Annotated in this window: 13 protein-coding genes, 2 tRNA genes, 1 rRNA gene and 1 riboswitch; of the genes, 9 read left to right on the top strand and 7 right to left on the bottom strand. The window is 56.1% G+C overall.

What is annotated here, in order from left to right:
• Position 1 precedes the first annotated feature (1 nt).
• From thiS to rsd, 5 genes are all read right to left on the bottom strand, one after another.
• On the bottom strand, positions 2-202 hold the full coding sequence (gene thiS / locus ABGB15_RS20240; RefSeq protein ID WP_152083001.1) for a sulfur carrier protein ThiS: 201 nt from the start codon (positions 200-202) through the stop codon (positions 2-4).
• The gene (locus ABGB15_RS20235; protein WP_215723901.1) at positions 186-941 is read right to left on the bottom strand and encodes a HesA/MoeB/ThiF family protein; all 756 of its coding nucleotides are present in this window, start codon (positions 939-941) and stop codon (positions 186-188) included. The genes thiS and ABGB15_RS20235 overlap by 17 nt, the downstream gene beginning before the upstream one ends.
• Positions 934-1569, bottom strand: a complete 636-nt coding sequence (gene thiE, locus ABGB15_RS20230; protein WP_215723900.1) for a thiamine phosphate synthase — start codon at positions 1567-1569, stop codon at positions 934-936. The genes ABGB15_RS20235 and thiE overlap by 8 nt, the downstream gene beginning before the upstream one ends.
• Positions 1569-3464: a phosphomethylpyrimidine synthase ThiC gene (gene thiC, locus ABGB15_RS20225; protein WP_152083004.1), complete on the bottom strand. Its 1896-nt coding sequence runs from the start codon at positions 3462-3464 to the stop codon at positions 1569-1571. Before thiC ends, thiE begins: the two co-directional genes overlap by 1 nt.
• Positions 3465-3541: 77 nt before the next feature.
• Positions 3542-3651: riboswitch (TPP riboswitch) on the bottom strand.
• A 54-nt stretch (positions 3652-3705) separates the two neighbouring features.
• Positions 3706-4203, bottom strand: coding sequence for a sigma D regulator (rsd, locus tag ABGB15_RS20220; protein ID WP_152083005.1), 498 nt, complete (start codon positions 4201-4203; stop codon positions 3706-3708).
• A gap of 95 nt (positions 4204-4298) precedes the next feature.
• Between rsd and nudC the strand changes: the two genes are divergently transcribed.
• The 6 genes from nudC to ABGB15_RS20190 all read left to right on the top strand — a co-directional run bounded on the left by nudC (position 4299) and on the right by ABGB15_RS20190 (position 8651).
• The gene (gene nudC / locus ABGB15_RS20215; protein WP_152083006.1) at positions 4299-5072 is read left to right on the top strand and encodes an NAD(+) diphosphatase; all 774 of its coding nucleotides are present in this window, start codon (positions 4299-4301) and stop codon (positions 5070-5072) included.
• 38 nt (positions 5073-5110) lie between these two features.
• Positions 5111-6175: a uroporphyrinogen decarboxylase gene (gene hemE / locus ABGB15_RS20210; protein WP_152083007.1), complete on the top strand. Its 1065-nt coding sequence runs from the start codon at positions 5111-5113 to the stop codon at positions 6173-6175.
• A 9-nt stretch (positions 6176-6184) separates the two neighbouring features.
• On the top strand, positions 6185-6856 hold the full coding sequence (gene nfi / locus ABGB15_RS20205) for a deoxyribonuclease V (RefSeq protein WP_215723899.1): 672 nt from the start codon (positions 6185-6187) through the stop codon (positions 6854-6856).
• A gap of 41 nt (positions 6857-6897) precedes the next feature.
• On the top strand, positions 6898-7488 hold the full coding sequence (locus ABGB15_RS20200) for a YjaG family protein (protein ID WP_152083009.1): 591 nt from the start codon (positions 6898-6900) through the stop codon (positions 7486-7488).
• Between the two features lie 186 nt (positions 7489-7674).
• A complete protein-coding gene (gene hupA, locus ABGB15_RS20195) occupies positions 7675-7947 on the top strand; it encodes a nucleoid-associated protein HU-alpha (RefSeq protein ID WP_002445246.1) in 273 nt (90 codons plus the stop codon).
• A gap of 11 nt (positions 7948-7958) precedes the next feature.
• Positions 7959-8651 carry a DUF1481 domain-containing protein gene (locus tag ABGB15_RS20190; protein WP_215723904.1) on the top strand — a complete coding sequence of 231 codons (693 nt, stop codon included), beginning with the start codon at positions 7959-7961 and terminating at the stop codon, positions 8649-8651.
• A gap of 71 nt (positions 8652-8722) precedes the next feature.
• Here the strand turns inward: ABGB15_RS20190 and purD are convergent, their stop codons facing one another.
• Both purD and purH read right to left on the bottom strand, forming a co-directional pair.
• On the bottom strand, positions 8723-10015 hold the full coding sequence (gene purD, locus ABGB15_RS20185) for a phosphoribosylamine--glycine ligase (RefSeq protein ID WP_215723898.1): 1293 nt from the start codon (positions 10013-10015) through the stop codon (positions 8723-8725).
• 15 nt (positions 10016-10030) lie between these two features.
• Positions 10031-11620, bottom strand: a complete 1590-nt coding sequence (purH, locus tag ABGB15_RS20180; protein WP_152083011.1) for a bifunctional phosphoribosylaminoimidazolecarboxamide formyltransferase/IMP cyclohydrolase — start codon at positions 11618-11620, stop codon at positions 10031-10033.
• A 560-nt stretch (positions 11621-12180) separates the two neighbouring features.
• On the opposite strand from purH, the gene ABGB15_RS20175 reads away from it, so the two are divergent.
• The 3 genes from ABGB15_RS20175 (at position 12181) to ABGB15_RS20165 (ending at position 13988) form a co-directional block, all read left to right on the top strand.
• Positions 12181-13722: ribosomal RNA gene (locus tag ABGB15_RS20175) — 16S ribosomal RNA — on the top strand.
• A gap of 69 nt (positions 13723-13791) precedes the next feature.
• Positions 13792-13868: transfer RNA gene (locus ABGB15_RS20170), tRNA-Ile, on the top strand.
• Between the two features lie 44 nt (positions 13869-13912).
• Positions 13913-13988, top strand: a tRNA-Ala gene (locus tag ABGB15_RS20165).
• The last annotated feature ends 72 nt before the right edge of the window (positions 13989-14060 follow it).

The raw sequence follows: 14060 nt of genomic DNA, 5'->3' as shown, positions 1-14060 counted from the left end.
TTCAGCCCCCTGCAATAACCTGAAACAGCAGGATCTGATCGCCTTCGCTCACCTGCTGGTGCTCCCACTGCTCGCGCGGCAGGATCTGTTGATTGAGCGCCAGTGCCGTCCCCGGTTTAAGCTGGCGTAGCGTCTCAAGTAGCGCGGCGATGGTGAGATTTTCGTCGCACTGCATTGGCTCATCGTTAAACAGAATGCGCATCGTGCCCTCCGCATACCGGGCAGTGGCTGGCGCGGTGAAGCGCCAGATGCCGCCAGTTACCGGAGCGGGCATCAAACAGGCGCAGCGTATTACGTTCCATCTCCATACCGCTGAGGAGCTTAATAGCCTCCAGCGCCTGCAGAGTGCCCATCACGCCCACTACGGGGCCGAGAATGCCCGCCGTGCGGCAGTTGCGTTCTGGCTCCGCATCATCCGGCCACAGGCAGCGATAGCATCCCCGCGTCCACGGCGGCGTCAGGACCATCATCTGCCCACCGAAGCCGACTGCACTGGCGGTAATGAGCGGTACGTTCTGCGCCACGCAGGCGGTATTGATCGCCTGACGCGTGGCCATATTGTCCGTACAGTCCAGCACCACATCGGCCAGGGCGACTTCACGCAACAGGCTTTCGCCGCTGAGCCGCTCCTGGAGTGCAATCAGTTCGATATCCGGGTTTAGCAGATTCAACCGTTGCTGTGTGATCTGTGCTTTAGGCTGGTTGATATCCCCGGTGGTAAAGAGAATTTGCCGCTGCAGATTGCTGAGGTGCACCTCGTCGTCGTCGGCCAGCACCAGCGTGCCGACACCAGCGCCTGCCAAATAGAGCGCCGCGGGCGTGCCTAATCCTCCCAGGCCGACAATCAGAACCCGGCTGGCGAGCAGCTTTTGCTGCCCGTCAATGGCGATATCCTCAAGCAGGATCTGGCGGCTGTAGCGCATAAAATCCTGGTCATTCATCGCCAGCTCCTGCCAGCTGTAAGAGCTGTGCGGTAGCGGTCTGCCAGTCTGCCGCCTGGGTGATGGCGCTGACGACAGCAATACTGCCGACGCCGGTCTTCAGAACGGCGGGGGCGCGCTCAAGGCTGATCCCACCGATAGCGACCGTTGGATAATCCGCCAGGCGTTCGACGTGACTCGCCAGTTGCGTCAAACCCTGCGGGGCAGACGGCATCTGCTTAGTTTGTGTCGGGAAAACGTGGCCGAGCGCGATATAGGACGGGCGGGCTGCCAGCGCAATATCAATCTCCATATCATCGTGCGTCGACACGCCCAGGCGCAGGCCTGCTTTGCGGATGGCGTTGAGGTCGGTTGTCTCCAGATCTTCCTGACCGAGATGCACGCCGTAGGCCTGGTGTTTGATCGCCAGCCGCCAGTAGTCGTTGATAAACAGGCGGGCATCATAGCGCCGCCCCAGTTCAATGGCGGCGACCACATCGGCCTCTACCTCGTCATCGCGTTTATCTTTGATGCGCAGCTGGATCGTGCGAACGCCCGCCTCCAGCAGGCGAGCGATCCACGCTACGCTATCCACCACCGGGTAAAGCCCTAAGCGGAAGGGGACAGGGGGGAAATCAGGCTGGTACATTATGCCTCCTCTTTTTTGAGGTAGATTTCGCCGCCTTTGGCGCGGAAGGTTTCTGACATGTCCGCCATACCCACCTCGATAGTCTGCGCGGCGGCGTAGTCACGCACCTCCTGGCTGATTTTCATCGAGCAGAATTTTGGCCCACACATAGAGCAGAAGTGTGCCACTTTGCCGGATTCCTGCGGCAGGGTTTCGTCGTGATAGGCGCGGGCGGTGAACGGGTCGAGCGCCAGGTTGAACTGATCTTCCCAGCGGAATTCAAAGCGTGCTTTCGACATGGCGTTATCACGGATTTGCGCGCCCGGATGACCTTTGGCGAGATCCGCCGCGTGGGCGGCAATCTTGTAGGTGATCAGCCCCTGCTTCACGTCCTCTTTGTTAGGCAGCCCAAGGTGCTCTTTTGGCGTCACGTAGCAGAGCATTGCGCAGCCGAACCAGCCGATCATCGCCGCACCAATTCCCGACGTGAAGTGGTCGTAACCCGGTGCGATGTCGGTCGTCAAGGGGCCCAGCGTGTAGAACGGTGCTTCGTGGCAGTGCTCCAGCTCTTCGGTCATGTTGCGGCGGATCATTTGCATCGGCACATGTCCCGGACCTTCAATCATCACCTGCACATCATACTCCCAGGCGATTTTGGTCAGCTCGCCCAGCGTGTGCAGTTCGGCAAACTGTGCTTCGTCGTTGGCGTCGCGGATGGAGCCCGGACGCAGGCCGTCGCCCAGCGACAGGGATACGTCATAGGCGGCGCAGATTTCGCAGATCTCGCGGAAGTGTTCGTAGAGGAAGTTTTCCTGGTGATGAGACAGGCACCACTTCGCCATGATCGAACCGCCACGCGAGACAATTCCGGTCAGGCGCTTCGCCGTCATCGGCACGTAGCGCAGCAGCACACCGGCGTGAATGGTGAAATAGTCCACACCCTGTTCAGCCTGCTCAAGCAACGTATCGCGGAAGGCTTCCCAGGTGAGGTTTTCCGCGATGCCGTTCACTTTCTCAAGTGCCTGATAGATTGGCACCGTGCCAATCGGCACCGGGCTGTTACGCAGCACCCATTCGCGGGTTTCGTGGATATAACGCCCGGTAGAGAGATCCATTACCGTATCTGCGCCCCAGCGCGTAGACCAGACCAGCTTTTCCACCTCCTCTTCAATGGACGAAGTGACCGCTGAGTTACCAATGTTGGCATTGACCTTCACCAGGAAGTTGCGGCCAATGATCATCGGCTCGGATTCCGGGTGGTTGATGTTGGCAGGAATAATGGCGCGACCGGCGGCCACTTCGTCACGCACAAATTCTGGCGTGATGTTCTCCGGCAGGCGAGCACCAAAACCTTCGCCCGGATGCTGGTGGCGCAGCACTTCGCTGCGGATGCGCTCGCGGCCCATGTTTTCACGGATGGCAATAAATTCCATCTCCGGCGTGACGATACCCTGGCGCGCGTAGTGCAACTGCGTGACGCATTTACCCGCTTTCGCACGTTTTGGCGTCAGCAGACCGGTGAAACGCAGTTCGTCCAGACCATCGTCAGCCAGACGTTCTTTGGTGTACGCAGAGCTTTGCTCGTTTAGTTCTTCGCTGTCGTTACGTGCGTCAATCCACGGCTGGCGCAGTTTCGCCAGACCCTGCTGGACGTTAATGGCAACATCCGGATCGCCGTACGGGCCGGAAGTGTCGTACACCGGCACCGCTTCGTTAACTTCATATTGCGGCTGTTCTTTGCTGCCGCCGATAAGCGTCGGGCTGAGCTGGATTTCGCGCATCGGGACGCGGATATTGTTCTTCGGACCGGTGATGTAAATACGTTTTGAGTTCGGGAAAGCAGTGCCTTCCAGCGTATTGATGAAGTGCTGTGCTTGTGCGCGCTGTTCGCGGCGGGTCAGTTTTGTTGCAGACATAGCTCATTCCAAAAGTGAAGGACATGGCTTGTCAGACGACGGATGAAGCAAGAGGAGATCGCCCAGGGGCGATACAAAGCAGTTTTACTCTTGTTCCCTTCGCAGGTATTAGCCTGATCAGGTTCCGCGGATCCCGAATTAACGGTCTCAGCCCGTGCTTTCACACTGGGCACTCCGACAAGAAAAATCCCCCTCGTGAGAGGGGCGACTATTTGTAAATTACTCGTTAACGACTAAGAACTCAAGCAGGCCGCGCGATGTTATCTTCATTGCTTGCGTTCAGGTCGTTATCCAACGCGAGGGCAATCAGCTTGTCTTCCAGGGTGAATCGCTCTTCCAGCGCTTCACCGAGATCGGACAGCGCCTGCTGAAACTCAAGATAGTTATCGTGATCGATCGCATTCTCAAGCGTGGAATCGTAGTAATCCATGATCTGCTGGGTATTGGCTTCCAGCAGTGGACAGAGCCTTGATGCACTTAAATACGGGTTACTGCCTTCCATTTCGCGGATAATACGTTCATAAATATTGAAATGGCCGTCGGACAGGTAGTCGACCAGGCTCTGACAAAAGTCATCCAGCGCTTTTTCATTCAGCCGCATAAACGATTCTTTGCCAGGCTTAATACCGACCAGATTGTAATACGCCACGAGTAGATGCTTGCGCACATGTAGCCAGCGATCCACCAGTGTATTACTTCCTCTAACGCGCTCAGTCAGGCTTTCTAGCTGGTTTAACATGTTCGACTCCGCAAGGTTTAGAATTGAATCGGCTTAACCAAAATGTAACCACAATGCTAACAACATGTCAGTGAAGCGAAGGTAGTGCAATAGATATGGATCGTATTATTGAAAAATCAGATCTTGGTTGGTGGATCGTCAGTCACGAACAAAAATTATGGCTGCCTGCCGGGGAAATACCCTACGGCACAGCAGAAAAATTTGATCTTGCAGGCCAGTCCGCACTGAGGATCGGTGAGTGGCAGGGTGAGCCTGTGTGGTTGATCCAACAAGCTCGTCGCCAGGATATGGGATCTGTTCGTCAGGTGCTGGATCTGGACGTGGGGTTGTTCCAGCTGGCGGGCCGTGGTGTGCAACTGGCGGAGTTTTATCGCTCGCATAAATTCTGTGGTTACTGTGGGCATACCATGCATCCGAGCAAAACCGAATGGGCGATGCTCTGCAGCCACTGCCGCGAACGCTACTACCCTCAGATTGCGCCGTGCATCATCGTCGCTATCCGCCGCGAGGATTCCATCCTGCTGGCGCAACATACCCGTCATCGCAACGGCATTCATACCGTGCTGGCCGGGTTCGTTGAAGTGGGCGAAACGCTGGAGCAGGCGGTGGCGCGCGAGGTGATGGAAGAGAGCAGTATTAAGGTGAAGAACCTGCGCTATGTCACTTCACAGCCGTGGCCATTCCCGATGTCGTTGATGACCGCGTTTATGGCCGAATACGACAGCGGTGAGATTGTTATCGATCAGAAAGAGCTGCTGGAAGCGAACTGGTATCGCTATGACGATTTACCGCTGCTACCGCCGCCAGGCACCGTGGCGCGTCGGTTGATAGAAGATACCGTGGCGATGTGTCGGGCCGAGTATGAGTAGTGTTACACTGAGGCCATGACGCTTAAGGAAATGCAAAAATGACCGAACTGAAGAACGATCGTTATCTGCGTGCGCTGCTGCGCCAGCCCGTTGATGTCACCCCGGTGTGGATGATGCGCCAGGCGGGACGCTATCTCCCGGAGTACAAAGCCACGCGCGCGCAGGCCGGCGATTTTATGTCGCTGTGCAAAAACGCCGAGCTGGCCTGTGAAGTGACGCTCCAGCCACTGCGTCGCTTCCCGCTGGATGCTGCCATTCTCTTTTCGGACATTCTGACTATTCCGGATGCGATGGGCCTTGGCCTGTACTTCGAAACCGGCGAAGGCCCGCGTTTCACCTCCCCAGTCAAAAGCAAAGCTGATGTTGATAAGCTGCCGATCCCCGATCCGGAAGGCGAACTGGGCTACGTGATGAACGCCGTGCGCACTATCCGTCGCGAACTGAAAGGCGAAGTGCCGCTGATTGGCTTCTCCGGTAGCCCGTGGACGCTGGCGACCTATATGGTGGAAGGTGGCAGCAGCAAAGCCTTTACCGTGATCAAAAAGATGATGTACGCCGAGCCGCTGGCGCTGCATGCGCTACTCGACAAGCTGGCGAAGAGCGTCACGCTCTATCTCAACGCGCAGATCAAAGCGGGCGCGCAGTCGGTGATGATTTTCGATACCTGGGGCGGCGTGCTGACCGGGCGCGATTATCAGCAGTTCTCCCTGTACTACATGCACAAAATCGTCGATGGCCTGCTGCGTGAAAACGAAGGTCGTCGCGTGCCGGTGACGCTGTTTACCAAAGGCGGCGGTCAGTGGCTGGAAGCGATGGCGGCGACCGGCTGCGACGCGCTGGGCCTCGACTGGACCACCGATATCGCCGATGCGCGCCGTCGCGTGGGGGACAAAGTGGCGCTGCAGGGCAATATGGACCCGTCCATGCTCTACGCACAGCCAGCCCGCATTGAAGAAGAAGTGTCGACTATACTGTCTGGTTTCGGCCAGGGTGAGGGCCACGTCTTTAACCTCGGCCACGGTATTCATCAGGATGTGCCGCCAGAACACGCTGGCGTATTTGTGGAGGCGGTGCATCGGCTTTCTGCGCAGTATCACAAGTAAGGAGTGGTTATGGATCTCGCGTCGCTACGCGCTCAACAAATCGAACTGGCCTCATCGGTGATCCGCGAGGATCGCCCGGACAGAGATCCCCCGCAGTACATTGGCGGAGCGGACGTCGGTTTTGAGCAGGGCGGAGAAGTGACGCGCGCGGCGATGGTGCTGCTGAAGTATCCCTCGCTTGAGCTGGTGGAGTACAAGGTGGCGCGCATCGCTACCACCATGCCCTACATTCCTGGCTTTCTCTCCTTCCGTGAATATCCCGCGCTGCTGGCAGCGTGGGAACAACTCTCGCAAAAACCTGACCTGCTTTTCGTGGACGGACACGGTATCTCCCATCCGCGCCGTTTAGGCGTTGCCAGCCACTTTGGTTTGCTGGTGGACGTGCCGACCATCGGTGTCGCCAAGAAACGCCTCTGCGGTAAGTTTGAGCCACTCTCCGACGAGCCGGGCGCGCTGGCACCGCTTATCGATAAAGGTGAGCAACTGGCGTGGGTCTGGCGCAGCAAGGCACGCTGTAATCCGTTGTTTATCGCCACCGGGCATCGGGTGAGCATGGACAGCGCGCTGGCGTGGGTGCAACGCTGCATGAAGGGCTACCGTTTACCTGAACCGACACGCTGGGCGGATGCCGTCGCCTCCGCGCGTCCGGCTTTTGTTCGTTGGCAGGAAATTCAGCCATGATTCAGGTAAACTGCGGCTAATTTTCGATTCGAGACATCATCATGCTACAAAACCCGATTCACCTGCGCCTTGAGAAGCTGGAAAGCTGGCAGCACGTCACCTTTATGGCCTGCCTGTGCGAGCGCATGTATCCCAATTATGCCGCGTTCTGCAAGCAGACCGAGTTTGGTGATGGCCACATCTATCGCCGTATCCTGGATTTAATCTGGGAGACGTTAACGGTCAAAGACGCGAAGGTGAACTTCGACTCTCAGCTCGAGAAGCTGGAAGAGGCTATTCCGGTAGCGGATGATTTTGACCTGTATGGTGTCTATCCGGCCATCGACGCCTGCGTGGCGTTAAGCGAGCTGATTCACTCCCGTCTGAGTGGCGAAACGCTGGAACATGCTATCGAAGTCAGTAAGGCATCCATTACGACCGTGGCGATGCTGGAAATGACCCAGGAAGGCCGCGAAATGACCGACGAAGAATTGCGGGCGAACCCGGCGGTTGAGCAGGAATGGGACATTCAGTGGGAGATTTTCCGCCTGCTGGCAGAGTGCGAAGAACGCGATATTGAGCTGATCAAAGGGCTGCGTGCAGACTTACGTGAGGCCGGTGAGAGCAATATTGGTATAATTTTTAACCAATGAGACAACAAAACGTGATTTAACGCCTGTTTTGTCGCACCTCGACTCTTCCCTTCTGCCCCCCGTCTGGTCTACATTTGGGGGGCGAAAAAAAGTGGCTATCGGTGCGTGTATGCAGGAGAGTGCTTTTTTGGCATTTTCGTCGCACTCGATGCTTAGCAAGCGATAAACACATTGAAAGGATAACTTATGAACAAGACTCAACTGATTGATGTAATTGCGGACAAGGCTGATCTGTCTAAAGTGCAGGCTAAAGCTGCTCTGGAATCTACCCTGGCTGCTATTACTGAGTCTCTGAAAGAAGGCGATGCTGTACAACTGGTTGGTTTCGGTACCTTCAAAGTGAACCACCGCGCTGAGCGTACTGGCCGCAACCCACAGACCGGTAAAGAAATCAAAATCGCCGCAGCTAACGTACCGGCATTTGTTTCTGGTAAAGCACTGAAAGACGCAGTTAAGTAAGACGCGTGGCAGTGAACAGTTTTAACGAAGGGGCGGCAACGCCCCTTTTGTCTATCTGGCGTGGAACGCTCGCGCTGGCAGGCGTGCTGTTCTTGTCCGCCTGTAGCCACGACTCCTCTCTGCCTCCCTTTACCGCCAGCGGCTACGCTGACAATCAGGGTGCGGTCAGGATCTGGCGCAAAGATTCCGGCGGTGAAGTGCATCTGCTTTCCGCTTTCAGTCCGTGGCATAGCGGCAATACCTCGACGGCGGAATATCGCTGGCAGGGAGAAGACCTGTCGCTGATCGAACTGAACGTCTACAGCAAGACCCCCGAACACGTGAAAGTGCGTTTTGACGACCACGGCGAGCTGAGTTTTATGCAGCGCGAAGTCAGCGGCCAGAAGCAGCAGCTTTCGAGCGATCAAGTTGCTCTCTACCGTTACCGTGCTGAACAGATCCGTCAGACCAGTGATGCGCTGCGTTTGGGACGCGTTGTGCTGCGCCAGGGGCGCTGGCATACCGATGGCTCGGTAACCACCTGCGAAGGGCAGACTGTCAAGCCTGACCTCGAATCCTGGGCAATTCAACATATTGAGCGCCGTCAGCGCCATTCATCTATGGATGTGAGTGTGGCATGGCTGGAAGCGCCGGAAGGCTCTCAGCTGCTGCTGGTGGCGAACGAAGATTTCTGTACCTGGCAGCCGACAGAAAAAAGTTTTTAATGGGATCGCGATCGGTTCCCTCTCCCCTTAGGGGAGAGGGTTAGGGTGAGGGGTAAAGACGGCTCCCTTACTTACTCGCCTTGCTCCCGCGCAATCGCGCGATAGCCGATATCCTGGCGGCTGAAGCTGCCGTTCCAGTGAATATCCGCCATCAGCGCATAGGCGCGTTTCTGCGCTTCTGCCACGGTATGACCCAGTGCGGTCGCACACAGCACGCGACCGCCGTTGGTGAGTACGCGATCGTCGTCAGCCAGCGTCGTACCGGCATGGAATACCTTCGCGCCTTCGATTTCTTCCAGCGGCAGGCCGTGGATCTCATCCCCGGTGTTGTAGTTGCCCGGATATCCCCCCGCAGCAATCACCACGCCCAGCGACGCACGCTCATCCCACTCGGAGGTTTTCTCATCCAGCTTGCCTTCGCAGGCCGCCAGGCACAGGTCGACCAGGTCAGATTTCATGCGCAGCATGATGGGCTGAGTTTCCGGATCGCCGAAGCGGCAGTTGAATTCAATCACCTTCGGATTGCCTTGCTTGTCGATCATCAGGCCAGCGTAAAGGAAACCGGTGTAGATGTTACCTTCCGCCGCCATCCCTTTCACGGTAGGCCAGATGATGCGATCCATGGTGCGTTGATGCACTTCGTCAGTGACCACCGGAGCAGGGGAGTACGCGCCCATCCCGCCGGTATTCGGGCCGGTATCGCCATTGCCCACACGTTTGTGATCCTGGCTGGTGGCCATCGGCAGAACGTGCTCGCCGTCAACCATCACGATGAAACTCGCTTCTTCGCCGTCGAGGAACTCTTCAATCACGATGCGGTGACCTGCATCGCCAAAGGCATTGCCCGCCAGCATATCCTGAACCGCAGCTTCCGCTTCTTCGAGCGTCATCGCCACGATAACGCCTTTACCGGCGGCCAGACCATCGGCCTTGATGACAATCGGCGCGCCTTTTTCACGTAAGTAGGCCAGAGCGGGCTCGACTTCGGTGAAGTTCTGATATTCCGCCGTCGGGATGTTATGACGCGCGAGGAAATCTTTGGTGAAGGCTTTAGAGCCTTCCAGCTGTGCGGCACCTTCCGTCGGGCCGAAGATTTTCAGGCCTGCGGCGCGGAAGGCGTCAACGACGCCAGTCACCAGCGGTGCTTCCGGTCCAACAATCGTCAGATCGATGTTTTCGTTCCGGGCAAAGCTCAGCAGCGCGGGAATGTCGGTCACGCCGATAGCCACGTTCTGCAGCGCAGGCTCCAGCGCAGTACCCGCGTTACCCGGTGCGACAAAAACGGTTTTCACCAGCGGTGACTGCGCCGCTTTCCATGCCAGGGCGTGCTCGCGCCCGCCATTACCAATCACTAATACTTTCATTTTCTGCTCCGGGAATTAATGGCGGAAGTGACGCATGTCGGTGAAGATCATCGCGATGCCGTGTTCGTCGGCAGCGGCAATCACTTCGTCGTCGCGGATAGAGCCGCCAGGCTGGATCACGCAGGTGATGCCCACTGCAGCCGCCGCGTCGATACCATCACGGAACGGGAAGAAGGCGTCAGAGGCCATGGCTGAGCCTTTCACTTCCAGCCCTTCGTCGCCTGCTTTAATCCCGGCGATTTTCGCGGAGTAGACGCGGCTCATCTGGCCTGCGCCTATCCCGATGGTCATGTTCTCTTTCGCGTAGACGATGGCGTTGGATTTCACGAACTTCGCCACCTTCCAGCAGAACAGCGCGTCACGCAGTTCCTGTTCGGTTGGCTGACGTTTGGTCACCACGCGCAGGTCGGCTTCTGTCACCATACCCAGGTCGCGATCCTGAACCAGCAGACCGCCGTTCACGCGTTTAAAGTCCAGTCCCGGAACGCGTTCCGCCCACTGGCCGCAAACCAGCACGCGCACATTTTGTTTGGCGGCAGTGATTTTCAGCGCGTCTTCGGATGCCGATGGCGCGATGATCACTTCAACAAACTGGCGAGAGATGATGGCCTGAGCGGTTTCGGCATCCAGCTCGCGGTTAAAGGCAATAATGCCGCCAAACGCGGAGGTCGGGTCGGTTTTGTACGCACGATCGTAAGCATCCAGAATGGAGGTGCTTACCGCAACGCCGCATGGATTGGCGTGCTTGACGATAACGCAAGCTGGCTCGCTGAACTCTTTCACGCATTCGAGCGCGGCGTCGGTGTCGGCAATGTTGTTATAGGAGAGCGCTTTGCCCTGAACCTGCTGAGCGGTCGCAACAGAGGCTTCTTTTACCTCTTCTTCTATATAGAAGGCAGCCTGCTGATGGCTATTCTCGCCGTAGCGCATATCCTGCTTCTTAATGAAGTTCAGGTTCAGGGTGCGCGGGAAGCGTCCAGAAGGATCTTTGCTTTCACCGTGGTAAGCCGGCACCAGGCTACCGAAGTAGTTGGCGATCATGCTGTCGTATGCTGCGGTGTGCTCGAAGGCTTTGATGGCGAGGTCGAAACGCGTTTCAAGCGTCAGGGAACCTTCGTTGGCATCCATCTCATTAATAATGGTGTTGTAGTCGCTGCTCTTCACCACGATGGCCACATCTTTATGGTTCTTGGCTGCGGAGCGCACCATGGTCGGACCGCCGATATCGATATTCTCTACGGCGTCTTCCAGAGAACAGCCTTCGCGGGCAACGGTCTGGGCGAACGGGTAGAGGTTAACAACAACCATATCGATGGGGGCGATATCATGCTGTTCCATAATGCCATCGTCCTGACCGCGACGGCCCAGAATACCGCCGTGCACTTTCGGGTGCAGAGTTTTGACGCGTCCATCCATCATTTCCGGGAAACCGGTGTAATCGGACACTTCGGTTACCGGCAGGCCTTTCTCTGCTAACAGGCGCGCAGTGCCACCTGTAGATAGCAGCTCCACGCCACGTGCAGAAAGAGCCTGAGCGAATTCGACGATACCGGCTTTATCAGAAACACTGAGCAGAGCACGGCGGACTGGACGACGTTGTTGCATGGTAAATCCCCTGGATTTCACGATTACAGAGAGCGTTAGATGAATTTTCCTGCGAAAAACTCATCTAACACACCTGACGGGGCATCCTTGTAAAGCGCGAGCATTTTAACGAAAACGTTTGCGCAACGCTCGCACATTTTCACTTTTTCGTATCATTGTGGATAACTCTGTGTGTAAAAAGGTATAAGGCGGGGTTTTGCTGTGGAATGCAGCAGTCAGTCATTTTTCTGTCATTTAACGGTTGCGGCCTGCGGAGAACTCCCTATAATGCGCCTCCATCGACACGGCGGATGTGAATCACTTCACAGACAGCCCGGTCGGTTGAAGAGAAAAAATCCTGAAATAACGGGTTGACTCTGAAAGAGGAAAGCGTAATATACGCCACCTCGCGACAGAGCGCTGAAGCGCGTCGCAACTGCTCTTTAACAATTTATCAGACAATCTGTGTGGGCACTCAAAGTGACATGGATTCTTAATGTCTTCGGACAATAAATGAATACCAAGTCTCTGAGTGAACATACGTAATTCATTACGAAGTTTAATTCACGAGCATCAAACTTAAATTGAAGAGTTTGATCATGGCTCAGATTGAACGCTGGCGGCAGGCCTAACACATGCAAGTCGAGCGGCAGCGGGAAGTAGCTTGCTACTTTGCCGGCGAGCGGCGGACGGGTGAGTAATGTCTGGGAAACTGCCTGATGGAGGGGGATAACTACTGGAAACGGTAGCTAATACCGCATAACGTCGCAAGACCAAAGAGGGGGACCTTCGGGCCTCTTGCCATCAGATGTGCCCAGATGGGATTAGCTGGTAGGTGGGGTAACGGCTCACCTAGGCGACGATCCCTAGCTGGTCTGAGAGGATGACCAGCCACACTGGAACTGAGACACGGTCCAGACTCCTACGGGAGGCAGCAGTGGGGAATATTGCACAATGGGCGCAAGCCTGATGCAGCCATGCCGCGTGTATGAAGAAGGCCTTCGGGTTGTAAAGTACTTTCAGCGGGGAGGAAGGTGTTGTGGTTAATAACCGCAGCAATTGACGTTACCCGCAGAAGAAGCACCGGCTAACTCCGTGCCAGCAGCCGCGGTAATACGGAGGGTGCAAGCGTTAATCGGAATTACTGGGCGTAAAGCGCACGCAGGCGGTCTGTCAAGTCGGATGTGAAATCCCCGGGCTCAACCTGGGAACTGCATTCGAAACTGGCAGGCTGGAGTCTTGTAGAGGGGGGTAGAATTCCAGGTGTAGCGGTGAAATGCGTAGAGATCTGGAGGAATACCGGTGGCGAAGGCGGCCCCCTGGACAAAGACTGACGCTCAGGTGCGAAAGCGTGGGGAGCAAACAGGATTAGATACCCTGGTAGTCCACGCCGTAAACGATGTCGACTTGGAGGTTGTGCCCTTGAGGCGTGGCTTCCGGAGCTAACGCGTTAAGTCGACCGCCTGGGGAGTACGGCCGCAAGGTTAAAACTCAAATGAATTGACGGGGGCCCGCACAAGCGGTGGAGCATGTGGTTTAATTCGATGCAACGCGAAGAACCTTACCTGGTCTTGACATCCACGGAAGTTTTCAGAGATGAGAATGTGCCTTCGGGAACCGTGAGACAGGTGCTGCATGGCTGTCGTCAGCTCGTGTTGTGAAATGTTGGGTTAAGTCCCGCAACGAGCGCAACCCTTATCCTTTGTTGCCAGCGGTCCGGCCGGGAACTCAAAGGAGACTGCCAGTGATAAACTGGAGGAAGGTGGGGATGACGTCAAGTCATCATGGCCCTTACGACCAGGGCTACACACGTGCTACAATGGCGCATACAAAGAGAAGCGACCCCGCGAGGGCAAGCGGACCTCATAAAGTGCGTCGTAGTCCGGATTGGAGTCTGCAACTCGACTCCATGAAGTCGGAATCGCTAGTAATCGTGGATCAGAATGCCACGGTGAATACGTTCCCGGGCCTTGTACACACCGCCCGTCACACCATGGGAGTGGGTTGCAAAAGAAGTAGGTAGCTTAACCTTCGGGAGGGCGCTTACCACTTTGTGATTCATGACTGGGGTGAAGTCGTAACAAGGTAACCGTAGGGGAACCTGCGGTTGGATCACCTCCTTACCTTAAAGAACCTGCCTTTGTAGTGTCCACACAGATTGTCTGATGAAAAACAGCAGTAAAAATCTCTGCAGGCTTGTAGCTCAGGTGGTTAGAGCGCACCCCTGATAAGGGTGAGGTCGGTGGTTCAAGTCCACTCAGGCCTACCAAACTCCTTTTAAAGGATGAGCGGTACAGAGATTGGCAAAACGATGGGGCTATAGCTCAGCTGGGAGAGCGCCTGCTTTGCACGCAGGAGGTCTGCGGTTCGATCCCGCATAGCTCCACCATCTTTACTGCGAACACAAGAAAACTTCAGAGTGAACCTGAAAAGGTGCACTGCGAAGTTTTGCTCTTTAAAA

The sequence above is a fragment of the Enterobacter sp. MALB-1 genome, assembly GCF_041021625.1.
In the GTDB taxonomy this organism is placed as follows: domain Bacteria; phylum Pseudomonadota; class Gammaproteobacteria; order Enterobacterales; family Enterobacteriaceae; genus Enterobacter; species Enterobacter oligotrophicus.
This window is presented reverse-complemented; position numbering and strand designations above follow the sequence as displayed.

Bases quoted from the DNA above. Each gene is read 5' to 3' on its own strand.
- thiS (WP_152083001.1), bottom strand. From the start codon at position 202: ATGCGCATTCTGTTTAACGATGAGCCAATGCAGTGCGACGAAAATCTC.
- ABGB15_RS20235 (WP_215723901.1), bottom strand. From the start codon at position 941: ATGAATGACCAGGATTTTATGCGCTACAGCCGCCAGATCCTGCTTGAG.
- thiE (WP_215723900.1), bottom strand. From the start codon at position 1,569: ATGTACCAGCCTGATTTCCCCCCTGTCCCCTTCCGCTTAGGGCTTTAC.
- thiC (WP_152083004.1), bottom strand. From the start codon at position 3,464: ATGTCTGCAACAAAACTGACCCGCCGCGAACAGCGCGCACAAGCACAG.
- rsd (WP_152083005.1), bottom strand. From the start codon at position 4,203: ATGTTAAACCAGCTAGAAAGCCTGACTGAGCGCGTTAGAGGAAGTAAT.
- nudC (WP_152083006.1), top strand. From the start codon at position 4,299: ATGGATCGTATTATTGAAAAATCAGATCTTGGTTGGTGGATCGTCAGT.
- hemE (WP_152083007.1), top strand. From the start codon at position 5,111: ATGACCGAACTGAAGAACGATCGTTATCTGCGTGCGCTGCTGCGCCAG.
- nfi (WP_215723899.1), top strand. From the start codon at position 6,185: ATGGATCTCGCGTCGCTACGCGCTCAACAAATCGAACTGGCCTCATCG.
- ABGB15_RS20200 (WP_152083009.1), top strand. From the start codon at position 6,898: ATGCTACAAAACCCGATTCACCTGCGCCTTGAGAAGCTGGAAAGCTGG.
- hupA (WP_002445246.1), top strand. From the start codon at position 7,675: ATGAACAAGACTCAACTGATTGATGTAATTGCGGACAAGGCTGATCTG.
- purD (WP_215723898.1), bottom strand. From the start codon at position 10,015: ATGAAAGTATTAGTGATTGGTAATGGCGGGCGCGAGCACGCCCTGGCA.
- purH (WP_152083011.1), bottom strand. From the start codon at position 11,620: ATGCAACAACGTCGTCCAGTCCGCCGTGCTCTGCTCAGTGTTTCTGAT.